Raw genomic sequence first — 23,634 nt, forward strand, 5'->3', positions numbered from 1 at the left:
TGAACAGATGAATAATTTGGAGAGAGAAGGATGTTAAAAACTGAACGTTTGTGGGGCGGTCATACAGGAAACCCCGTCCCAACCATCATGGGGCTGGGGGTGTCACTGCTCTTTTTATTGACCGCATTACCCCTCCAGGCGGCCGAGACTTATCAGGATTGCGAAACAGAACTGGTGAATAAGGTTAGCAATGTAACCGTCACCGGCTATGCCATGATGCCGAACAACAAAGATAAGCGTGATTATTCACGGGATGAAATAGTGGGATATACCACCAGTGGCCCTCTTGACTGGTCGACAACCTGTCGCGTCCCCACCGGGACCCAGTTTATGGCCTACACCTTAGGATCGGGGACCAGCTCATTGATCTCTTCGTCATCACCGGGTAGCGTCCGGGTAGGAAAGGCTGGCGACTTTATGGTTGATATCGGGCAATCTTCACTCTCTTGCCAGACACATGGTTCACCCAATACTTATCAATCAACCAGTCTGGTCAAAGGGAATGCTGGCGTTAACCTTCCCTGCGTCCCGGATGCCAACGGTCTGGTTGATATCAGTGTCCGCTCGGTGACCGGAGCCATTTACCCGGACAGTGACGGGAATTTCAATGCAAAACCGGCTGGAAGTTATTTGTCAGTGGGCGCGATCGGCTGGACTCCTGCGACCATATCGGGCTCTAACGGCATGTTGAAACCCCTGTGGACTACAGTCATCCTTTCATCCGTTAAAAAGCCGTCCACCTGTGCGGTTGTTCTTACTCCGTCATCGGTGGATTGGGGAACAGTGAAAAGAGCCGGTAAACAGGTGGGAGATCCACTTGAGTTAGCAAGGCAGATAGGGATAAGCAGCACCTGTTCCGGCGATGATGATGTATTTCAAAATTCACGCCTGCTTTACCGGATCGATGGGCCGTTTGTGCCGGGGAAACCAAATGCCTTGGCCTCGTCAATAGAGGATGTCGCCTTCATGTTTACTGATGCGGCCAACAAACCCTTATCACTCAGTACCGGGCACCGAAGTGAAGGGCAAAATGCAAGATACGTTAAACAAGGGGACGATAGTTATACGGCATCGACGCAAGTGTCTGTGGTACCGATTCTGTTGAAGACTGACGGTGCCGGAGGGCTAGCCAGAGCCGTCGCGGTCATTTCCGTATGGTCGGATGTTAACTTCGTCGCCCCATAGGCTTAGTTATTACTCTTGTTGCAGCGCCTACCGGCGCTGCAACAAGCTAGCCGACAACCCTAGATAAGTTAAATGACTCCTTATATACCCGTCATCTTTCAAGTTGCCTCTTTGTTGGCTGCACTCGCTCACCCCGGTCACATCGTTATCTATGCTCCCGGGGATTCGCTCCTTTGCCGTCGCGATGCATCTTGAAATCCATAGGGTATAGAGTGATTAATTTGATGAAACTTCGACAAATCAGAGTCATTAAGACAACGAATCAAACCAATGCCCCATAAATCGTCAGTAAAGCAACGACAACAATGATAGAAAAAGTCACCTTTTTCGCCAATATCACCGCTGCAACAGGCGTTTGAATTGAATCAAGATGAGGCTCGCGACTTAATGAAAACTGAGCAAGCTGACAGAGCACTTTATATTGTGAAGTTCTTAAATCACTAAGAGAAGCAACCCACGCCGGTAAAGCCCGTTCACCATGCCCTAATAAAGCATAGGCAACACCCGCCAGACGAGCAGGAACCCAATCCAACCAATGCAACAAGCTATCAACACCAGATTGCGCACGCTGAACCGAAGTACCATATTGCGCTAACCATCCCTGATAAGCTCTCAAAAAGCCATATCCCATCAAAACAACCGGACCTAATTTACCCGCTACAATCAACCAAAAAATCGGCGCCAGATAATAGCGAAAATTTATCCATAACAACGCATTTTGTATCTCTCGCAACATATTCTCTTTGCTGGCATCAGAGGGTAAACCATGAATAATTACGAGACGCGTAAGATATTCCCTTTGTTGTTCCCTATCATCCTGATGAACAGTACGAAAATATTCACGATAGTCATGCCGTAAGCGCCCCGCTCCAATGCACAGCAAACAAATGAACACCCATAACACCAGTTCAAGAACACCGAACATAAAATCATTTAATATTTCAATCAGTAACCATGTTATCAGCATGACTGCTAACGTCATCAAAAGACTTTTCCATAACGAAAAGGATTTCATACCGGTAAATAATGGCTCAAGACGGTGCTCCAATTGCCAATGGTCACCCATTTTAAAAACTCGTTCCCACGCCAACACTAACAACAGTATAAAGAGAGTCATTCTTTCTGCTCCTGTAACAATTGCTGGTAATGTGTCCAATCGAAATAAAGTCCCAGATCAATTTTTCTTCCCAGAACAACATCATTATAGCCAGTGATATGCTCTTTTATATCCAGCCCTTCCTATACCCGTCATCTTTCAAGTTACCTCTTTGTTGGCTGCACTCACTCACCCCGGTCACATAGTTATCTATGCTCCCGGGGATTCGCTCCCTTGCCGCCGCGATGCATCTTGAAATCCATAGGGTATATATCCGGGTCTACCTATAAGCCATTGTGTCAGTACAACAAAGCTTTCCCGGAGACAAACTAATACGATGAATAACCAATAAAACAGTTGCTCACCTGTGGGCACAAATCGTGTGAAAGAATTTTTCTAACTCAATTCATCATGCAACCACATTTTTTCTTTTCCTTAATCTAGATGATAAAACCAAGATAGTAGTTGTTCACTACACAACAGGGTAGCATGTTAAGACCATCAATATTGTTATCACCTCTGGAGCTTTTTAATGACAAAACAAAATTGCAATACGGATCAGCGCCGTTCTGTTCTTATGGAACACTTGCAAAACGATATTCCTGCCAGTGTAACCCTCGCACTAAAAGAAGATCTGGGTGGAAATACAAATTTCACCTCTGATATTACCGGCCAATTAATTCCCGCAGATAAACAAGCCACCGCTGTCATTATCACTCGGGAAGATGGCATTTTCTGTGGACAACAATGGTTGAATGAAGTTTTTACTCAATTAGGCGACCAAATCTCCATTGAATGGTTAGTCAAAGATAGTGATGCGATTACAGCTAACCAAAAACTTTGCATATTACGAGGCCCAGCACAGATATTACTGACCGGTGAACGCACCGCCCTTAACTTTATTCAAACTCTCTCTGGCGTTGCAACGGAAGTCCGTCATTATGTTCACTGTCTTACCGGTTTAAAAACTCAATTACTTGATACACGCAAAACGCTACCAGGATTACGCACCGCCTTAAAATATGCTGTACTTTGTGGAGGTGGTAATAATCACCGCCTCGGATTATTTGATGCTTTCCTTATTAAAGAAAACCATATTATTGCCAATGGCTCTATTAAACAGGCAGTAGATAAAGCTCGTTATTCTCACCCTAATGTCCCTGTTGAAGTCGAAGTAGAAACGCTAGATGAACTCATTCTGGCACTCAAAGCTAATGTTGATATTATTATGCTAGATAATTTTACTATTCCAATGATGAAAGAAGCCGTCGCTATCACATCAAGTAAAGTCGCTTTAGAAGTATCCGGTAATATCACCCTGGATACTTTGCGCAGCTATGCTGAAACAGGCATCGATTTTATTTCTGTTGGAGCACTCACCAAACATATTAGAGCATTAGATCTCTCCATGCGCTTTAATTAGCAATAATAATATTGATGGTGGTGTAAATCAGCAATGAGTAACTAGCAAATTTGCGAACACCACCGTAAATATTTTTGCAAACCTTGCAATCCAAAAATTCTTTTTCGAGTCAATTCCATAACCTTCATATATCCTATTTCATTTTTTTCTCTTTCCTTCATTCTCTATATCGCAATACCACAACACGGAGAAAAAATATGAAACAACAAGGATTTACTTTAATGGAGATCATGGTTGCTATTGCTATCATTTCCATCTTAAGTGCCATTGGTATTCCTAGTTATCAAGGATATATCCAGAAAGCCGCTTTAACAGATATACTACAAAATATTGTACCTTATAAATCAGGGATAGAACTTTGCGGTTTTGAAACTGAAGATTTCAATGGTTGCAATGCAGGAGCAGTGTCAATTCCAAAAGAACATAACAGCAGATATATCGATAACATTTCAGTTAAAAATGGGGAAGTTACCATTAACGGTAAACAGAGTCTTAAAAACCTCAGCGTTACATTAAAGCCGACACAAAATACACAAACAGGTATAATTAAATGGAATATTAAATGTGAATCGACAAACAATTCATTAAAAAGTCGTTGTCAGGAAATATTTGAATTTTAATTCATTACTCTTATCAATACACATTTACCCAGGAAACAACAATGAACTCACTTTCAGCAACGGAAAATACATTAATGGAAAAAGAAATTCATGATATTTGTCAACGCCACCAATCTGTTGTGATAAAAAAAGATGATAATACGATAACAATTGCCAGCAGCGAATTACCCAATGATGATTTATTATCAGCATTACGCTTTATTTCCGGATGTATTGTTAATGTAGAAATTTGGCCACTGGCAAGGATCGAATCAGTATTACATCAAAATATTTCACTGAGTCATGCACCAGAGGAAGAATCCTCTCTATTACCACTTAAAGCTGATATCAATACAGATGAAAATGATGCCCCCGTCATTCAACTTATTAATCAAACTTTATTAACTGCAATTCAACGGCGTGCATCCGATATTCATTTTGAACCCTTCCAACAGGGTTATCGTATCCGTATCCGGGTTGATGGCGCATTACACCTCTTGTCTTCGCCATCTCATCAAATGAATGCAAGCATTGCCGCACGCCTTAAAATAATGGCGAAATTGAATATTGCTGAAAAACGGTTACCTCAAGATGGACAATTTGATTGGTCTGACACCCGACACAACTATGCTATCCGTATGGCAACTTTGCCAACCATACACGGAGAAAAAGTTGTGCTTAGAATATTAAATACAATGCAGCAATTATCGTTAGATCAATTAGGTATTCCTGACCCATTATTAAATCAGCTCCGACAAAAACTCGCATTACCACAAGGAATGATTTTAGTGACTGGTCCAACGGGTAGTGGGAAAACCGTAACTTTATATAGCTGCTTACAATATCTGGATCAGAATAAAAAGAATATTTGTAGTGTAGAAGATCCCGTCGAGATCCCACTGAATGGCATTAATCAGACACAAACTAATAGCAAAATCGAGCTCAATTTTGCCAAAGTATTACGGGCACTATTGCGCCAAGATCCTGATGTCATTATGGTAGGAGAAATACGTGATGGCGAAACAGCCGAAATTTCAGTAAAAGCGGCACAAACAGGTCATTTGGTTCTTTCCACATTGCATACTAATTCAACCATAGATACATTATCGCGCCTACAAAATCTGGGTATTTCAGGTTATATGGCTGCTTCTTGTATCAAATTAATTATCGCCCAACGACTTGTCAGAAAATTATGTCTTCATTGCCGCAAGCAACAAACAGAAGAAACCATTATTAATATTGAAAATAATTCTCTATTCATTAAGCAATGGTTAGCAGTTGGTTGTGAGCATTGTTTCTCCGGTTATTATGGCCGAACGGCTATTTATGAATTCTTAGAAATAACTTATGATATTCAACAAATATTATCAGAACAGAATCCTAAAAATGTGCAAAAAACCATTATGGCTCAAAGAAAAGACACTTTACTTTCATCCGGTATTTTATTAGTGGAACAAGGTATCACGACATTAGAAGAAATTTATCAAGTCACAGGTCAGGAATAGTAATGAAAATCCATTATCTTTATAATTGGCAAGCAGTGAACAACAAAGGCGAAATATCAAAAGGGAAATCACTATGTGATAACAGGAAAGTTTTATATCATCAGCTTATTCATTCTGGATTGCAACCTTATAATATAAAATGTGAAAAATTGATATTTTATCATCAACAACAAATTGCCTACCGTTTGAATTTCATTCGTCAATTGGCAACACTATTATCATCAGGAATGCCATTACTGAATTGCCTCAACATTCTTATTCGAGAATGTGCTCATCCATTATGGCACTGTGTATTATTAGATATTAGCAAGAAAATTACCCGTGGAGAATCATTTTCCTCCTCATTAAAAAATTATCCATTTCTATTCCCACCTTTATTTTGTCAACTTATTTCTGTTGGTGAATTAACCGGGCAATTAGAAGTCTGCTGTCAATTATTGGTTAAACAACAGGAGCAACAAGATAAGTTACAGAAGAAAATAGCAAAAGCACTGCGTTATCCTCTGATTATTACCATTGTTGCCAGCATCATTATTTTATTGATGCTTATTTTTGTTTTACCTGAATTTGAACATATTTATCATTCATTTGATGCACAGCTTCCTCTGCTCACCCGCAGTTTATTAATCACTTCCAACTGGCTGATTCAATATGGTGGCTATGGTGTTATTGGATTAATTATACTGTTTCTATTTTATCTACAATTACGTCAACGCCATACAATATGGATTACTCGTGAAAAAAATCTAATGTTACGTTTACCCGTTATTGCAAAATTAATTAGTTGTCAGCAATTAGGACAACTTTTCCATATTCTGTTTATGACACAAAAAGCCGGCCTAACACTCACCGCAGGGTTAGACAGTGCTATTGCATCAATAAATCATCCGGTATTTCTGCAAGCGACTAAATTCTTACGAGCTCAAATTAATCAAGGGGTACCAATGAGCGAAACACTGAAACAACAATCTTGTTTTCCTGCTCTGTGTCAGCAGTTTGTCAGTGTTGGTGAAGAATCTGGCAATCTGGAGCTATTATTAGGCAATCTCGCTAATTGGTACCAACAACAAGCATTGGAGATTTCTGATAATATGACCCAGTTACTAGAACCAATACTTATAGTCATAATAGCAATTATTGTCGGTACGCTATTGCTCGCAATGTATTTACCCATTTTTCAACTGGGTACAATACTCACCTAAAGACTCACCTAAAGCAAAAATGATTCTGTCGCTTTGTCTCTAGGTCATCTGCCCCCTTTCGGTTACAATCCCGAAATAGTATCAAGTAATATTAAGGGATAGGATGACTTATATTATTGCACTCACAGGTGGGATTGGCAGCGGTAAAACCACCATCGCCAATGCTTTTGCAGCGCTTGGTGTTCCTCTTGTTGACGCAGATATTATTGCCAGAGAAGTCGTTGCTCCTGGAACACCTGCCTTACAAACCATTTCAGAACACTTTGGTCATGACATATTGACACCCGATGGTAACCTTAACCGAGCACTGTTACGCCAGAAAATATTCACAAACAATCAAGAAAAACAGTGGGTTAATCAACTTCTTCACCCTCTAATACATCAAGAAACCCGACGGCAATTAGAACAGATAACGGCACCTTATGTTATTTGGGTTATTCCATTATTAGTCGAAAATAATTTAAGGCATTTGGCCGATCGGATTTTAGTCGTTGACGTTTCACCTGAATTACAAATCAGCCGGGTAGCCACTCGTGATGGCATTAGCAACCAACAGGTTGAAAATATTTTAGCTGCCCAGGCATCCCGTAGCGAGAGGCTGGCTTATGCCGATGACATTATCTCAAATCATGATAACGTACAGGCAATTGCTCCTCGTGTTGCCGAACTACATCAACAATATTTAAAGTTAGCTGGATCAGCCAAGCAGGATAATCATGATAAGTGACACAACTTCTACAATCATTTTTGAACACCCTCTGAATGAAAAAATGCGGGCATGGTTGAGAATTGAATCTTCTCTGCAACAACTCACCAGTCAACGCCATCTAGACTCACTAGCAAGCAGCCTCGCCTTCTTCCGCACTGTGACTGAGCTACTTGAAGTACTAGAACGTGGGGAAGTACGTTCTGAATTGCTAAAAGAATTAGAACGCCAACAGGCAAAATTAAAACAATGGGCTGAAATACCCGATGTTGATATTAATATCGTCAATAGCTTCAGATTAAAATTGAAAGAGCGAGCTATCGCATTAAGTAAAGCTCCACGGCTGGGGCAATCCCTTAAAGAAGATAAAATTATCAGCCTGGTGCGCCAGCGTCTCAGTATTCCCAGTGGCTGCTGTGGTTTTGATCTACCCACCCTACATCTATGGCTTCACTTACCACAATCAGAAAGAGATAAAATGGTCGCATTCTGGATTGATAGTTTGCTACCTCTCCAACAAGCCCTGGAAAGTATTTTAGAACTCATCCGCCAATCTGCTATTTTTCGTTCAGAAATCAGTAAAAACGGTTTCCATCAGAATACAGCAGAAGGCGCAGATTTACTAAGATTACGTTTGCCATTAACACCTTTATTGTTTCCCCAAATTTCCGGTCATAAGACCCGCTTTGCTATCCGTTTTTTACCATTAGATAGTGAAAAAGGCTCCGTGCCAACTCATTTACCATTTGAATTGGCATGCTGTTAATATTACGAACTAATTATCAGGAAAATTATTATGTCTGAATTACTCACGATTGAATGTCCAACATGTGGTAAGACTGTGGTTTGGGGAAAAATAAGCCCATATCGCCCATTTTGCAGTAAACGCTGTCAATTAATTGACTTAGGCCAGTGGGCAAATGAAGAGAAACGGATACCAAGCCAAAATGAAAACTCCGATAGTGATGATTGGAGTGGACAACCTGAGCAATAATAAATAGCCGCGTTATTAATAATGCGGCTATTGACAACTCAAGCGGTAAGTAATGCAACAATGCTACGATTAGCAGGCGGGAATTCATCAGCAATTAAATCTTTCTGTAATACCCACCGAGAAAGTTGCTCTTCTTTACCGAAAGGTTCATTTTCCCATTCATCCACCAAGAAGAAATACAGGGTAATCAACCTGTCAGGAAAATCATGTTCAACCGTTTTTACCAGCTCATAATGAGTAACTGTAATACCAATTTCTTCCTGTAACTCACGTATTAAAGCCTGTTCAGGCGTTTCTTCTTTCTCAACTTTCCCACCAGGGAATTCCCAGAAACCACCCATATGGACATCAGCATGACGCTGAGTAATAAAAATTTCATGTTGCGTATTTCTGATAATCCCAGCGGCTATATGCAGGTGTTTCTTTTCCATATTACCCTTACTTCTTCATCTATTCTTTTTGATTGCTCAACAACCAAATGCTATATCCAACGTTGCTCACTTAAAACTAACAGTAAAAAGGCGGTTTCCCGCCTTTTCATTGTTACTGCAAGCGCCCGTGGCAATGTTTATATTTTCTACCCGATCCACAAGGACAAGGATCATTACGGCCTACTTTACGAGCTCCACTGGCAATCTGAGCTTCTGTTGTAGACATCAATGCGCCTTTTTCAACCTCATGGCTTAATTGCTGTTGCCTTGCCAAGCGTTCAGCTTCCGCCCGGCGCTGCTGCTCCAATGCCTCTACTTCTTCCGGCAATCTCACTTGAACTTTGCTCAATGTACTAATCACTTCATATTTCAGCGATTCCAGCATGTTTGCAAACATAGCGAAAGATTCACGTTTATATTCCTGTTTTGGATCTTTCTGAGCATAACCACGGAGATGGATCCCCTGACGTAGGTAATCCATTGCTGCCAGATGCTCTTTCCACAACATATCCAGAGTCTGTAACATGATACCTTTTTCGAAATTACGCATCATTTCAATGCCAACAATCTCTTCTTTACGTCTATAGACTTCAACAGCCTGTTCAAGGATACGCTCACGCAACGTCTCTTCGTGTAACTCAGGCTCTTTATCCAACCACTCTTTGATCGGCAACTCTAAATCGAAATCAGTCACTAAACGTTGCTGCAAACCTTCCACATCCCACATCTCTTCCAGAGATTGAGGGGGAATATAAGCATCGATGGTTGCTTTAAATACATCTTCACGAATGCTACCAATGGTTTCACTAACATCACTCACATCCAGTAAGTCGTTACGCTGAGTATAAATAGCACGGCGCTGATCGTTAGCAACATCATCGTATTCTAACAATTGCTTACGTATATCGAAGTTACGGCTCTCCACTTTACGTTGAGCATTAGCAATGGCTTTAGTTACCCACGGATGTTCAATCGCCTCACCCGGTTTCATACCCAGTTTACGCATCATGCCAGTGACACGATCAGAGGCAAAAATACGCATCAGTGAGTCTTCCATTGATAAATAGAAACGGGATGATCCCGCATCCCCTTGACGCCCGGAACGCCCGCGTAACTGATTATCAATACGACGAGACTCATGACGCTCCGTACCGATAATATGCAAACCACCCGCCGCCAGAACCATGTCATGACGCTCCTGCCATGCGGCTTTAATCTCTTCAATCTGAGCTTCTGTGGACTCTGTCAGTTTAGCAATTTCTGCCTGCCAACTACCGCCTAGCACAATATCTGTACCACGACCCGCCATATTAGTTGCAATGGTTACCGTACTCGCTTGACCAGCCTGAGCAATAATGTCCGCTTCCATTGCATGAAATTTGGCGTTAAGTACGTTGTGCTCGATACCCGCGTTAGTCAGTTCACGGGAAACCAGTTCAGATTTTTCAATAGAAATAGTTCCCACCAATACAGGTTGCCCCTTGCTGGTACGTTCTCGGATATCTTCAATGATAGCTTCAATTTTTTCAGCTTCGGTCATATAAACCAGATCTGGCAAATCATTACGGATCATTGGACGGTTTGTCGGAACCACAATGGTATCAAGCTTATAAATAGAGCTAAACTCAAACGCTTCTGTATCTGCCGTACCGGTCATACCCGCCAGTTTTTCATACAACCGGAAGTAGTTTTGGAAGGTAATTGAAGCTAACGTTTGGTTTTCATTCTGAATTTCTACACCCTCTTTAGCTTCAACAGCCTGATGCAATCCATCAGACCAGCGACGCCCCTGCATAGTACGGCCCGTATGCTCATCAACAATAATGACTTCACCATCTTTCACGATATAGTCAACATCACGGGTAAACAGCACATGGGCACGTAGTGCGGCTGTAACATGGTGCATTAACATGATATTGGTTGGCGAATATAGGGATTCACCTTCTTCCATCAAGTTGGCTTCTGCCAGTAATTGTTCAATCAAAACTAAACCGCGTTCCGTCAAGTTAGCCTGACGGGACTTTTCGTCGACAGAAAAATGGCCTTCTCCCTGGAAAGTCTCTGAATCCTCTTTTTCCTGACGAATCAATTTAGGGATCAACTTATTGACTTTGATATAAAACTCAGAACTATCTTCAGCAGGGCCAGAGATAATCAATGGCGTCCGCGCTTCGTCAATCAGAATGGAGTCAACTTCATCCACTAGCGCGTAATGTAGCTTACGCTGAACACGCTCTTCCGGGCTAAATGCCATGTTGTCACGAAGATAGTCAAAGCCATATTCGTTGTTAGTACCATAGGTAATATCCGCAGCATATGCCTGGCGTTTAACGGGTGCCGGCATACCTGGCAGGTTAATACCAACACTCAATCCCAGAAATTCAAACAATGGGCGGTTATTTTCGGCATCACGCTGCGCCAGATAATCATTCACTGTGACTACGTGAACACCATGCCCAGTTAATGCATTCAAATAAGCAGGCAAAGTCGCTGTCAGTGTTTTACCTTCACCAGTGCGCATCTCCGCAATGCAACGTTCATTCAGAACCATACCACCCAGTAACTGAACGTCGAAATGACGCATAGCAAACACGCGCTTACTTGCTTCACGTACTGTTGCAAACGCTTCAGGTAACAGATTTTCCAGCGATTCGCCTTTTTCCAAACGGGCACGGAATTCGACTGTTTTACCCTTCAATTCATCATCAGACAATTTTTCAAACTCTGGCTCCATGCGGTTGATGACATCAACAACTTTACGCATACGACGCAGTGTACGGTCATTACGACTACCAAAAACCTTTGTTAATAATTTAATCAGCATAATCAATTACATCTCAGATAAGGCCGTTATCTCGCAGCCAGCAAATAGTTATTTATTTCGAAAATTTGTAAAAAAACGAAGATTCAGAGGTAAGCAGTAGGACCTGCACGGATACCTTGGGCTTTAGCAATCCAAAACGTCGGAGTATAAGAAGATTGTGATGCAACATTCAGGAACGGTATATCTAAAACTGGTTCAGGTGGCTTAGGTTCCCGAATTAATAGTGTATTCAGGGTTTCCAGAACAAGCTGCTGAATACTGGAAGAACTTAACCGGATACTTTGTTTTGCTGTTTCATCGCTCATAGGTTGCGAAACAGAAAAAGCAAAAGAAAGCTGTCTGATCACGTTACGTACAGCATGTTGTTGCCAGTAATTAACGCCATTGGCTGGCTGGTGTTGAACATTCTGCAATGAGAATAGATTATCAAAAGCCGATAAAGCCTGATTTTGCCAACTCTGGCTAGGCGAGGTATTAGCTTGTGAAATATTATCGGGAACACCCGCTAAAATGGTAGGAACGCCAATACTTGCCGCAACCACCCCTAATAACAGATGTGACCAGAAATAACGTCTGCCAAATTGTCGCCAAAGATTTAGAATACCCATTAATCCTTCATCATACCGGAGCTACTTTCATTATGCGCGATAGCCGCCCACAATCATTAGATGTTCTTTTTGAAGACGCCGCCGCCGTTGAGAAAAGCCCGCTTCATGTTATCCAGCAACGTGCCTTCGCTTTGTTAAAACTTAACCGTGCCGTTGTCAGCTTGCTTCCCGCACAATTACATCCGTGGTGCCGGGTCGCTAATTATCGCAAACAAATTCTGGTACTGGAAGCAGGAAACGCCAGTTGGATGACCAGATTGCGTTACGAGCTGCCAACGCTGCTTTCTACACTAAGAAGCGAAATTCTACCATCATTGTCATCTATCGACATCAGGATTAACCCATCACTCATGATTAAGCATGGCAATAGTGCGCAGAGCTTCGCAAAAACGATGAGCGATGAGCATAAAACTTTACCGACACGTCAGTTAAGTCAAGAGAGTGCGAAAGAATTAATAATGCTAGCGAACCGTAGTCCAAAAAAGCTGAAGGAAAGATTAGAACGACTAGCTGCACTGGCCGGAGAGAGTGCCAGTACAGCTAAAACGACTAAGCGATAACGCTAAATAAATTTAAGTGCTAACGCTGATAAGTGCTAACGCTGAATAGTGTTGACGCCGAGTAAAAAACATCAGCGAGAACAAAACCACTGATAACATAACCCACTGATATATCATTGAATTATTATCAGCATACTAGAGAGTTATGCCATTACAGTTGATGGAGCACGAAAAGCCAATGGCATTTCAGCTTCATCTTCGAAAGTAGTCAGCTCCCATGCACTTTCTTGCGCCAGAACTGCCTGCAATAGTTTATTGTTCAACGCATGACCAGATTTGAACGCAGTAAATGCGCCAATGATGTTATAGCCACACATAAACAGATCACCAATTGCATCCAGCATTTTATGGCGAACAAATTCGTCTTCAAAACGCAAGCCATCTTCATTAAGCACACGATAGTCATCAACAACAATCGCACAATCAAAGCTGCCACCTAAACACAACCCTTTAGATTGTAAGTACTCAATATCACGCATAAAGCCAAATGTACGTGCACGACTGATTTGACGAACAAACGCTTCTGCCGAGAAATCCAGACAGTAACTTTGAGTGCTTGAATCAATCGCAGGGTGATTGAAATCAATAGTGAAATCCAAGCTGAAACCATTATAAGGTGCCATCTCTGCCCACTTATCCCCCTCCTCCACACGCACGGTTTCCTTAATACGCAGGAATTTTTTAGATGTGTTCAGCTCTTCAATACCCGCATCCAGCAGCAGGAAAACAAACGGGCTGGCACTACCATCCATAATGGGAATTTCTGGCGCATCAACTTCGATAATAATATTATCGATACCTAACCCCGCAAGCGCTGCATTCAGGTGCTCAACCGTTGAGATTCGCACGTCATGCTCATTTACCAGGCAAGTACAAAGCATAGTATCACGCACGGATTTTGCATCTGCCGGAAAATCAACCGGTGGATTCAAGTCAGTGCGGCGATAGATGACCCCGGTGTTAGCCGGTGCTGGGCGCATTGTTAGCGTGACTTTTTTGCCGGTATGTAGACCGACACCAGTCGCCTGAACAATACGTTTAAGTGTCCTTTGTTTGATCATCGTTTTATCTCGCAATGTTATCCATCCTGCCAACCACTATACACTATGATTGGCGGGCAAGTTTAGCACAAAAAGCGGAGAATCCAATTTTTTAGCTATTAATCGGCCTGTTTACGCAAAAATGCAGGAATATCCAAATAATCGGGCTCCTTGCTAGTTTGTACGTTTTGGTCATTCACCACTTTTGCTGCTGGTTTATTTTCTTCAGACAATGAAGACATACCGCCAGGCATTTGCTGATGACGGTGTTCCATTACACTTGACTGAGAAGACTTATTGGTAACCAACGTAATTTCAGGGCGTTTATCCATACCAATACCCGTGGCAACCACAGTCACACGCAACTCATCATTCATGTCTGGATCTAAAGAAGTACCGATCACGACGGTTGCATTATCAGATGCAAATGCACGGATCGTGTTACCCACTGTTTCGAACTCATCCAAACGCAGATCAAAGCCAGCAGTAATGTTAACCAGAACACCACGAGCGCCTGACAAGTCGATATCTTCCAGCAATGGGCTGGATATCGCCATCTCAGCAGCTTCTTCCGCACGATCTTCACCCTGCGCAATACCGGAACCCATCATAGCGTAGCCCATTTCGGACATCACGGTACGCACATCAGCAAAGTCAACATTCATTAGACCTGGACGCGTGATCAGTTCAGCGATACCCTGAACCGCCCCTTTCAAAACATCATTAGCTGCGCCGAAAGCGTCCAGTAGTGAAATGCCGCGGCCAAGTACTTTTAACAGTTTGTCGTTAGGGATAGTAATCAATGAATCCACATGCTTGGACAATTCAGTGATCCCTTGTTCGGCAAACGCCATACGTTTCTTACCTTCGAAATTGAAAGGCTTAGTCACCACAGCAACTGTCAAAATTCCCAGCTCTTTTGCAATCTCAGCCACCACAGGCGCGGCGCCAGTACCGGTACCACCGCCCATACCGGCAGCGATAAATACCATATCCGCACCATCAAGCGCAGTACGCAATGCATCCCGATCTTCTTGAGCAGCAGTACGACCAACTTCCGGGTTTGCACCCGCCCCCAAACCTTTAGTAATACCATTACCAATCTGGATAGTCTGGCCGACAGCAGTTTTACGCAATGCCTGAGCATCCGTATTTACTGCAAAGAATTCAACACCTTCGATGCGTTCACGCACCATGTGCTCAACAGCGTTACCGCCGCCGCCGCCGACGCCGATGACCTTAATCACCGCGTCATTGGTTAATTCTATTGGTTCAAACATAGTTTCTCTCCGCTTTATGCCTTTATATCGAGACTAAAAATAGATGTAGTCTCTGTATAAAATTAAAACTCTTTTTTCAGCCAGCTACTGACTCTCTTAAACCAACGGCTCACTGAAACATGTTTTTCAATATCCGCATCACCATTAAGATGAGAGGCTTTTCCGTAATGCAGCAACCCTACCGCTGTTGAATAATAGGGTTGCTGCGCATAGTCCGTCAGACCAGTAATATTAAGAGGTTGACCGATACGCACCTGAGCATGGAACACACGCTGAGCGCATTCAGCCAAACCATCAATCTGAGCACCACCGCCAGTCAAGACAATACCCGCAGCCAGATGGTGTTTAACCCCCTGCTGGCGTAACTGTTCCTGCAATCGCAAGATTTCATCATTCACTAAATTCAGTAATTCGATGTAACGCGGCTCAATGACTTCAGCCAACGTCTGACGCTGTAAGCTACGTGGTGGGCGTCCACCGACACTAGGTACCTCCACACTTTCATCTTTGCTGACCAACGAACCTAGCGCACAACCGTGGCGTACTTTTATCGTTTCCGCATCGCTTGGTGGCGTACCAAAGGCATAAGCAATATCACTGGTGACAACGTTACCGGCATAAGGAATAACTTTGGTATGACGCAGCGCTCCGCCGGTATACACCGCAATATCCATCGTCCCTCCGCCAATATCTACCACGCAAACGCCCAATTCACGCTCGTCTTCGGTCAAAACAGCATAGCTGGCAGCCAACCCGGAAAAAATAAGCTGATCGACTTTCAAGCCACAGCGTTCAACGGCTTTTGCAATATTCTTCGCCATATCATTATGACAGGTAATCAAGTGAACTTTCGCCTGCATACGCACACCGGAAAGCCCCACCGGATTTTTAATGCCTTCCTGATAATCGATAGCATATTCTTGCGGAATAACATGCAGTATTCGGTATTCATCACGTACACGAACTGATTTGGCAGTATGAACAACATTGTCCACATCTTCCTGAGTAACTTCCTCTTCGGAAATAGGAACCATCCCGATTTCATTCTGACAACTGATATGTTTTCCAGATAACGCCAGATAAACAGAGGAAATTTGACAATCTGCCATCAATTCAGCCTGATCGATAGCCCGCTGTACACATTTAACAACCGACTCTAGGTCGTTTACACCGCCTTTATCCATACCGCGGGATGGACAGCTTCCCACCCCGATAATATTAACCATACCATCGGGCAGAATTTCACCAACAAGGGCAGATACCTTTGCTGTGCCAATCTCTAGGCCAACTACTAATTTTCTGTCCGTCGATTTGATCATCGTTGTTCTGCCTGCCTCATATAATTATTGCCAGTAATTGTTTATTGCCCTTTGACCGGAGCATTAGGATCACCCATTGGTAAAGATGCCCAACCTACCGCGGCACCACTGTCATAACGCAAATCCACATAATCTACCCTTTTCTCTGTGTTCTGCTGTAACAGCGGATAAAGCTCGATAAAACGTTTAATACGGCCTGTTGCATCCATTCTTCCCAGCTTTAGCTGGATACCATTATCCAGAGTCAGTTGCCAGGAACGACGCGCAGTCATTGCCGCCGCTTTTAATTTCAGTTTATTGGCAGCGAGAAGTTTAGCCATGGCTCGGTAACCATCAAGTACTTCTTTTTCACTGCCTTGTGGGCCATAAAGCATCGGGAAATACCCTTTAGCTCCCCATTCAGCCGGAATGCTGAATACCTGACCTTCGGCATCCAGCATCTGTGTGTCATTCCAGCGCACATAAGGGATATATTCTACCAGATGAATTCTCAGTTCATCAGGCCACTGTTTGCGGACAGTGACTTGCCTTATCCACGGCATCCGTTCAATTTGTTGCTGAATGATATTCACATCCTGCGTCATGAAAGTTCCCGGTTGCCCTAATGACAAAATTGCTTGCCGGATATCATCGTTGGTAGTGTAGTGACGCTCACCCGTTACCACCAATTTTGAAATAGGCAATCTGTTAGCATCTTTCATCCAGTTAAGGACGGCCAAACCTCCCCAAATAATGGTCCCAAGTACCATCAGGAAGAAGATAAGCCCTGCCAGATAAGAGCCGTTACTAGGACGGGAACTGCTATTTTCATTATCCCGTCCCCTCACTTTCAGGGCCGCTTGAGACATATCAATCAGCCAACTCCAAAATCTTTACCACCAACTGTGAAAAACTTAATCCAGCCTGACGCGCAGCCATCGGCACCAAGCTGTGACTGGTCATCCCCGGAGAGGTATTCACTTCCAACAGATAGAAATCACCATCAGTATCCATCATGACATCAACTCGCCCCCAACCACTGCATCCAACTGACTGATAAGCTTTAAGCGCCAGTTCTGTCAATTGCTGCTCTTTTTCATCACTTAAGCCACTTGGACAAAAATATTGTGTTTCTTCAGACCAATATTTTGCATCATAGTCATAAAAAACAGCAGCGGGTTGAATACGAATAGAAGGTAAAGCCGCATCACCAAGGATGGCTACTGTGTATTCCGGGCCGTTCAACCATTTTTCTACCAGCAAGTCAACGTCATAACGAAACGCTGCCTCTAATGCGCCACGCAACTCTGAAATCTCATCAACCTTAGTCATACCAACACTGGAACCTTCCAGACTTGGCTTAACAATTAATGGCAAACCTAAATCTGCTACATATTCTTGGAGTTGAGAATCAGTCAATCGTTCAAATTGCTGAGAATTAATTGAAACATATGGCGAAACAGTCAACCCAATTCCCTGCCATAACTGTTTTGTACGCAATTTATCCATTGACAGTGCAGAGGCCATCACGCCACTACCGGTATAGGGTAACTGCAAAAATTCCAATACACCTTGCAAAGTACCGTCTTCCCCACCACGCCCATGAAGCGCGATAAAGACTTTCTCAAATCCAGCTTCTTTAAGTTGAGTCACAGGAAAATCTTTTGTATCAACTGGATATGCATCAATACCCGCTTCTCTCAATCCAGCCAACACGGCTTGTCCCGATAACAGCGAAACTTCACGCTCAGCGGAAGTTCCGCCCAACAGTACCGCGACTTTCTCAGCCATTGTGTTTTTCCTCATTCAAAGATGGCTGTAATTTCGTTTCAGCCAGATTACGCGCTATTTTGCCTATATTGCCGGCCCCTTGAACCAGAATTAAATCATTACCATCCAGCACCTGTGCCAATGCAGCGGTCACCTTTGCCGGATCAGAGACCAAAATCGGATCTAACTTACCGCGGCTACGGATAGTACGGCACAACGAACGACTATCTGCCCCCGGAATAACCACTTCACCCGCAGAGTAAACATCCAACATCAGCAATACATCTACCTGATTCAATACATTGGCAAAGTCATCGTACAAATCACGGGTACGGGTATAACGATGAGGTTGAAATATCATCACAATCCGTTTATCCGGCCAGCCCGCGCGAGCGGCTTTAATGGTTGCATCCACTTCCGTTGGATGATGACCATAATCATCAACCAACATCGCACTGCCACCTTTGCCGTTAACATGTTCCAGAGGAAAATTCCCCAAAAAATCAAAACGGCGCCCGGTTCCCTGAAAACCTGCCAACGCAGCCAAAATATCACTGCCAGAAATCCCTTCCTCAGTCGCAACAGCCACTGCTGCCGCCGCATTCAGCGCATTATGGCGGCCCGGTGCATTCAATACGACTTTCAGATCTGCCATATCTTGACGACTAACAGTAAAATATCCCTGAGCACCTTTTTGCTGATAATGGGTGATACGTACGTCCGCGTCCTCACTAAAACCATACGTCGTGATATAGCGCCCAACACGAGGAATTAACTCTTTGGCAACCGGATCATCAATGCACATGACTGCACGCCCGTAAAAAGGTAGGTTGTGCAAGAAGTTGATAAACGTCTGTTTCAAGTTTTCGAAGTCACCATGATAGGTATCCATATGGTCTGCTTCGATATTCGTAATGACCGCCACCATCGGCTGCAAATGCAAGAAAGAAGCATCACTTTCGTCAGCTTCCGCAATTAAATAACGGCTACTGCCAAGACGAGCATGCGTTCCTGCTGCTTTAACTAAACCACCATTAACAAAAGTGGGATCTAAACCAGCCTGTGCATAGATGCTAGAAATCATCGCTGTTGTTGTCGTTTTACCGTGAGTCCCGGCAATAGCAATACCATGACGGTAGCGCATCAGTTCTGCCAACATCTCTGCTCTGCGAATAACCGGAATTCGGGCCTCACGAGCAGCAACAATTTCCGGGTTATCCGCCAAGATTGCGCTTGAAGCCACAACAACACTGGCATCCAGTATATTTTCAGGACGATGATTAAAATAAATCTGAGCGCCCAACTTAGTCAGTTGACGAGTTACCGGGTTTGGTGCCAAATCAGATCCACTAATCTGATAACCTTCATTAGCCAACACTTCGGCGATCCCCCCCATGCCAGCACCACCAATGCCAACAAAGTGGATGTGCCTGACTTTTCTCATCTCAGGCACGAAAACTCTTAATTTCGCCAGTTGTTGTGTATTCACGTTTTCTTCTTCACTATATATGTTTGCTTCACCGCCCCTTTTAAGGCGGTCTAAATCATTTTTTTGCCGCATCGATTAATGCCGCCGATACTCGCTCAGTTGCATCAACAATTGCTGCTGAACGGGCTTTTACCGCCATTTCCAGCAATTGTGGCCGTTGCCATTGAGTTAATAATTCGATTACTGCATCAACCGTAAATTGGGGTTGCTCCAATATTCTTGCTGCGCCAACCTTTTCTAGAGGTAACGCATTCCAGTATTGCTGACGATCTTTATGCTGAAATGGCACAAAAATCCCAGGTAATCCCGCCGCTGACACTTCACTAACCGTCAACGCGCCAGAACGACAAATCACCACATCAGCCCAAGCATAAGCTTGTGCCATATCGTCAATAAATTCAGTAATCTTATGTTCGCATTTAACTGAATTGTCATAGGCATTCTGAACACTCTCTTTAGCCCCTTTGCCTGTCTGATGCCAAAGAGTAATTTTATCACCCATACGGGCAGCAATTTCAGGCATTGCCTGGTTAAGAATTCTCGCCCCCTGACTGCCACCAACAACCAGAACTCGAATCGGACCTTCACGCCCTGCCAAACGTTGTTCAGGTACAGGCAGTGTCAACACATCTTCGCGAACAGGATTGCCAACAACGGGCGCTTTTGGAAATGCGCCGGGAAATGCTTGTAAAACAGTCGTAGCGATTTTAGCCAGCCACCGGTTTGTCAGCCCGGCAATACCATTCTGTTCATGCAATACAACCGGAACACCGCACATCCACGCAGCAACGCCGCCGGGACCAGAAACATATCCCCCCATGCCAAGCACGACATCTGGCTGATAGCGACGCATAATCGCCTTTGCCTGACGGATTGCTTTGAAAATTCGGACCGGGGCAGCCAACAATGCTTTGATCCCTTTACCTCGCAGACCAGAAATCTGAATAAATTCAATATCAATGCCATGTTTTGGCACTAAATCGGCTTCCATACGATCCGCTGTTCCCAACCAGAGAACGTCCCAGCCCTGGTCTTTTAAATGATGAGCTACAGCCAGACCCGGGAAGACATGTCCTCCAGTTCCACCTGCCATCACCATCAAACGCCGGGTTTTGCCACTCATCGGGGGCTCCTTACAAACGCTTGAGCTTTTGCCAAGCGTGTTTCAAAATCAATTCTTAATAGCAATACGATAGCTGTCGACATAATCAGCAAACTTGAACCACCGTAACTAATCAAAGGTAAAGTCAAACCTTTAGTCGGTAACATACCTGCGGCGGCCCCAACGTTAACCAGAGCTTGGAAACTAAACCAAATACCCACCGAACAAGCCAGAAAACCCGAAAAACGCTGATCCATTTGTAATGCGCGGCGACCTATCGTCATTGCGCGAAAAGCGACGAAGAATATCATTAACAACACCAAAACCACACCTACGTAACCTAATTCTTCTGCCAAAACAGAGAAAATAAAGTCAGTATGTGCTTCCGGCAGGTATTCCAGTTTCTGTACTGAATTTCCTAGTCCTTGCCCTAAAAACTCCCCTCGACCAAAAGCCATCAAAGATTGCGTTAATTGATAACCTTTGCCGTATGGATCTTCCCAAGGGTCCAGAAAGGAAGTTACACGGCGTATACGGTAAGGTTCAGCAATGATTAACAAAACCACCGCGAATACCCCTGAACCAATAATTGCTAGAAACTGCCATAATTTTGCCCCGGCCAGAAATAGCATTGCCAACGTTGTTACAAACAGTACAACCACTGTTCCCAAGTCAGGTTGAGCCAGAAGTAACACTGCTAACACGACCATCACGCCCATTGGCTTACAGAATCCCCAAAAGTTATTCCGCACTTCTTCTACTTTGCGCACCAAATAACTGGCGAGATAGCAAAATAGAGAAAGTTTCGATAACTCAGCAGGTTGAATTCTCAAAGGCCCAATGGCAATCCAACGCGATGCACCATTTACTGAATTTCCCACCACCAGGACAACCAGCAACAAAATAATGGAAATAAGCAGCATCAGATTGCTATAGCGTTGCCAGAAATCCATCGAGATACGCAATGTAATCAATGACAACCCGAAAGCCAGCAAGAGATAAATCGCATCACGCTTAGCAAACAGAAACGGATCTTCTGCAAGACGCTGCCCAACCGGCATCGATGCTGATGTCACCATAACAAAGCCGATAATTCCTAATCCGAGTGTCAGCCAAACCAGTGTGCGATCATACAACACCATATTGGTGGCATCAGTTTCACGGCCACCAATAACCCAGTCTTTTAATCTACTGAATCCCGGAATAGACATCAGCCCAACTCCTTTGCCAAGCGGGTAAACTCATGACCACGCTGTTCAAAATTACGGAACTGATCAAGGCTTGCACAAGCAGGAGATAACAGCACCATGTCACCAGCCACCAGACGCGGAGCAATATCACGTATCGCCTGTTCCATAGTTTCAGTCAATATCGCTATTTCCGGGCGGAGTTGAGCCAACTGTTTTCCATCCCTACCAAAGCAGTAAAGCTGAACTTTATTCCCGCTCAGGAAAGGTTTAAGCGGAGAAAAATCTGCCGACTTACCATCACCACCTAATAGCAAATAAAGCGAGCCCTCCAGGTTCAGACCATCAAGTGCCGCCACCGTACTGCCAACATTGGTCGCCTTAGAATCGTTAATCCAACGCACCCCGTTGTTCAGACGAACAAGCTGGAAACGGTGGTCAAGTCCCGGATAAACCGTCAATGTTGCCAAACTGGCTTCACGAGGAATACCAACCGCATCAGCTAAAGCCAATGCAACCAACCCATTGACGTAGTTATGTCGTCCAGTCAGCTTAATTTCATTTGTCGCCAGCAGTGATTGGTTGTGAACTTTCAAAAAGGCATTTTCACTATCAAGCTGGTAGTCACCACAATCGACACCAAAGCTGACACAACGGCTATCCATACCCGTTTCAGGCAGTGTCAGGGGATCTTGAGCATTCACAATGCATCTTTTCGCCTGACGATAAATCCTCAGTTTAGCCGCCCGGTACTGAGATACCCCCTGAGGATAACGATCCATATGGTCCTCAGTCACATTAAGCACAGCGGCGGCTGTTGCGTTCAGGCTATATGTAGTTTCCAACTGGAAACTGGAGAGCTCTAAGACATAAAGCTGACAAGATTTCTTCAACAATTCTAATGCAGGTAGGCCAATATTACCGCCAACACCCACCTGCCAATTAGCCGCTTTCGCCATTTCACCGACAAGACTGGTAACGGTACTTTTACCATTAGAACCCGTAATAGCGACTATCGGGGCTGTTGCTTCACGGCAAAACAACTCGATATCACCAACAATTTCAATACCTGCATTAGCCGCAGCCTGCAATTCCGCCGTTGCCAAAGCAACGCCTGGGCTTACAACAATCAAGTCAGTATCCATCAACCAGCCAACATTCAGGCTTCCACTGTGACACTCAACACCAGCGGGCAGTTTATCCTTGCCGGGTGGTACCGCACGAGTATCTATCACACGAGGGATCACCCCTCGTGCCATAAAAAAGTCAACACAGGAGAGACCCGTCAGCCCCAACCCGATAATGACGACTTTTTTACCCAAATAATCTGCCATG

The 23,634-nt window shown here is 43.8% G+C and carries 22 protein-coding genes; 9 read left to right on the top strand and 13 right to left on the bottom strand.

All coding sequences use genetic code 11. The annotated features are described in order from the left end of the window. The first annotated feature begins 30 nt into the window (after positions 1-30). Positions 31-1,185 carry a hypothetical protein gene (locus tag AAC155_RS16275; RefSeq protein WP_113043332.1) on the top strand — a complete coding sequence of 385 codons (1,155 nt, stop codon included), beginning with the start codon at positions 31-33 and terminating at the stop codon, positions 1,183-1,185. A 262-nt stretch (positions 1,186-1,447) separates the two neighbouring features. Here AAC155_RS16275 and ampE read toward each other — a convergent pair whose 3' ends face one another. Continuing rightward, positions 1,448-2,302: a beta-lactamase regulator AmpE gene (gene ampE / locus AAC155_RS16280; protein ID WP_113043333.1), complete on the bottom strand. Its 855-nt coding sequence runs from the start codon at positions 2,300-2,302 to the stop codon at positions 1,448-1,450. A 511-nt stretch (positions 2,303-2,813) separates the two neighbouring features. Between ampE and nadC the strand changes: the two genes are divergently transcribed. The 7 genes from nadC (at position 2,814) to yacG (ending at position 8,710) form a co-directional block, all read left to right on the top strand. Further along, positions 2,814-3,704 (top strand): carboxylating nicotinate-nucleotide diphosphorylase, encoded by an 891-nt coding sequence (gene nadC, locus AAC155_RS16285; protein ID WP_113043334.1) that lies wholly within the window; start codon positions 2,814-2,816, stop codon positions 3,702-3,704. Positions 3,705-3,901: 197 nt separating this feature from the next. After that, positions 3,902-4,324 (top strand): prepilin peptidase-dependent pilin, encoded by a 423-nt coding sequence (gene ppdD / locus AAC155_RS16290; RefSeq protein ID WP_011147801.1) that lies wholly within the window; start codon positions 3,902-3,904, stop codon positions 4,322-4,324. A 41-nt stretch (positions 4,325-4,365) separates the two neighbouring features. Beyond that, complete coding sequence (gene gspE, locus AAC155_RS16295; RefSeq protein ID WP_113043335.1) at positions 4,366-5,808, top strand: type II secretion system protein GspE; 1,443 nt, start codon at positions 4,366-4,368, stop codon at positions 5,806-5,808. Positions 5,809-5,810: 2 nt separating this feature from the next. After that, complete coding sequence (gene hofC, locus AAC155_RS16300) at positions 5,811-7,010, top strand: protein transport protein HofC (RefSeq protein ID WP_112895349.1); 1,200 nt, start codon at positions 5,811-5,813, stop codon at positions 7,008-7,010. A gap of 103 nt (positions 7,011-7,113) precedes the next feature. Beyond that, positions 7,114-7,737, top strand: a complete 624-nt coding sequence (gene coaE / locus AAC155_RS16305; RefSeq protein ID WP_113043336.1) for a dephospho-CoA kinase — start codon at positions 7,114-7,116, stop codon at positions 7,735-7,737. Next, positions 7,730-8,482 (top strand): cell division protein ZapD, encoded by a 753-nt coding sequence (gene zapD, locus AAC155_RS16310; RefSeq protein WP_113043365.1) that lies wholly within the window; start codon positions 7,730-7,732, stop codon positions 8,480-8,482. The genes coaE and zapD overlap by 8 nt, the downstream gene beginning before the upstream one ends. Before the next feature lie 30 nt (positions 8,483-8,512). Beyond that, positions 8,513-8,710, top strand: a complete 198-nt coding sequence (gene yacG, locus AAC155_RS16315) for a DNA gyrase inhibitor YacG (RefSeq protein ID WP_113043337.1) — start codon at positions 8,513-8,515, stop codon at positions 8,708-8,710. Positions 8,711-8,748: 38 nt separating this feature from the next. Here the strand turns inward: yacG and mutT are convergent, their stop codons facing one another. The 3 genes from mutT to secM form a co-directional block, all read right to left on the bottom strand. Further along, a complete protein-coding gene (gene mutT, locus AAC155_RS16320) occupies positions 8,749-9,141 on the bottom strand; it encodes an 8-oxo-dGTP diphosphatase MutT (RefSeq protein ID WP_113043338.1) in 393 nt (130 codons plus the stop codon). A gap of 112 nt (positions 9,142-9,253) precedes the next feature. Next, the gene (gene secA, locus AAC155_RS16325) at positions 9,254-11,965 is read right to left on the bottom strand and encodes a preprotein translocase subunit SecA (RefSeq protein ID WP_113043339.1); all 2,712 of its coding nucleotides are present in this window, start codon (positions 11,963-11,965) and stop codon (positions 9,254-9,256) included. A gap of 83 nt (positions 11,966-12,048) precedes the next feature. Next, positions 12,049-12,573 carry a secA translation cis-regulator SecM gene (gene secM / locus AAC155_RS16330; protein WP_113043340.1) on the bottom strand — a complete coding sequence of 175 codons (525 nt, stop codon included), beginning with the start codon at positions 12,571-12,573 and terminating at the stop codon, positions 12,049-12,051. Between the two features lie 32 nt (positions 12,574-12,605). Here secM and AAC155_RS16335 point away from each other — a divergent pair, with 32 nt between their 5' ends. Beyond that, positions 12,606-13,133 carry a DUF721 domain-containing protein gene (locus tag AAC155_RS16335; protein ID WP_113043341.1) on the top strand — a complete coding sequence of 176 codons (528 nt, stop codon included), beginning with the start codon at positions 12,606-12,608 and terminating at the stop codon, positions 13,131-13,133. Between the two features lie 143 nt (positions 13,134-13,276). Here AAC155_RS16335 and lpxC read toward each other — a convergent pair whose 3' ends face one another. From lpxC to murD, 9 genes are all read right to left on the bottom strand, one after another. Further along, the gene (gene lpxC, locus AAC155_RS16340; protein WP_113043342.1) at positions 13,277-14,194 is read right to left on the bottom strand and encodes a UDP-3-O-acyl-N-acetylglucosamine deacetylase; all 918 of its coding nucleotides are present in this window, start codon (positions 14,192-14,194) and stop codon (positions 13,277-13,279) included. A 98-nt stretch (positions 14,195-14,292) separates the two neighbouring features. Continuing rightward, positions 14,293-15,453, bottom strand: a complete 1,161-nt coding sequence (gene ftsZ, locus AAC155_RS16345) for a cell division protein FtsZ (RefSeq protein ID WP_113043343.1) — start codon at positions 15,451-15,453, stop codon at positions 14,293-14,295. A gap of 62 nt (positions 15,454-15,515) precedes the next feature. Next, positions 15,516-16,772 carry a cell division protein FtsA gene (ftsA, locus tag AAC155_RS16350; protein ID WP_011147813.1) on the bottom strand — a complete coding sequence of 419 codons (1,257 nt, stop codon included), beginning with the start codon at positions 16,770-16,772 and terminating at the stop codon, positions 15,516-15,518. A gap of 41 nt (positions 16,773-16,813) precedes the next feature. After that, on the bottom strand, positions 16,814-17,620 hold the full coding sequence (gene ftsQ, locus AAC155_RS16355) for a cell division protein FtsQ (RefSeq protein ID WP_113043344.1): 807 nt from the start codon (positions 17,618-17,620) through the stop codon (positions 16,814-16,816). Position 17,621: 1 nt separating this feature from the next. Then, entirely contained in the window at positions 17,622-18,542 is a 921-nt protein-coding gene (locus AAC155_RS16360; RefSeq protein WP_113043345.1) for a D-alanine--D-alanine ligase, read from the bottom strand. Beyond that, complete coding sequence (gene murC, locus AAC155_RS16365; RefSeq protein WP_113043366.1) at positions 18,535-20,010, bottom strand: UDP-N-acetylmuramate--L-alanine ligase; 1,476 nt, start codon at positions 20,008-20,010, stop codon at positions 18,535-18,537. The genes AAC155_RS16360 and murC overlap by 8 nt, the downstream gene beginning before the upstream one ends. Before the next feature lie 55 nt (positions 20,011-20,065). Beyond that, entirely contained in the window at positions 20,066-21,133 is a 1,068-nt protein-coding gene (murG, locus tag AAC155_RS16370) for an undecaprenyldiphospho-muramoylpentapeptide beta-N-acetylglucosaminyltransferase (RefSeq protein WP_113043346.1), read from the bottom strand. Beyond that, positions 21,130-22,323 carry a cell division protein FtsW gene (ftsW, locus tag AAC155_RS16375; protein ID WP_113043347.1) on the bottom strand — a complete coding sequence of 398 codons (1,194 nt, stop codon included), beginning with the start codon at positions 22,321-22,323 and terminating at the stop codon, positions 21,130-21,132. The genes murG and ftsW overlap by 4 nt, the downstream gene beginning before the upstream one ends. Further along, positions 22,323-23,633, bottom strand: coding sequence for a UDP-N-acetylmuramoyl-L-alanine--D-glutamate ligase (gene murD / locus AAC155_RS16380; protein WP_113043348.1), 1,311 nt, complete (start codon positions 23,631-23,633; stop codon positions 22,323-22,325). The genes ftsW and murD overlap by 1 nt, the downstream gene beginning before the upstream one ends. Between the last annotated feature and the right edge of the window lies 1 nt (position 23,634).

This window comes from Photorhabdus sp. HUG-39, assembly GCF_963878365.1.
Classification (GTDB): domain Bacteria; phylum Pseudomonadota; class Gammaproteobacteria; order Enterobacterales; family Enterobacteriaceae; genus Photorhabdus; species Photorhabdus kayaii.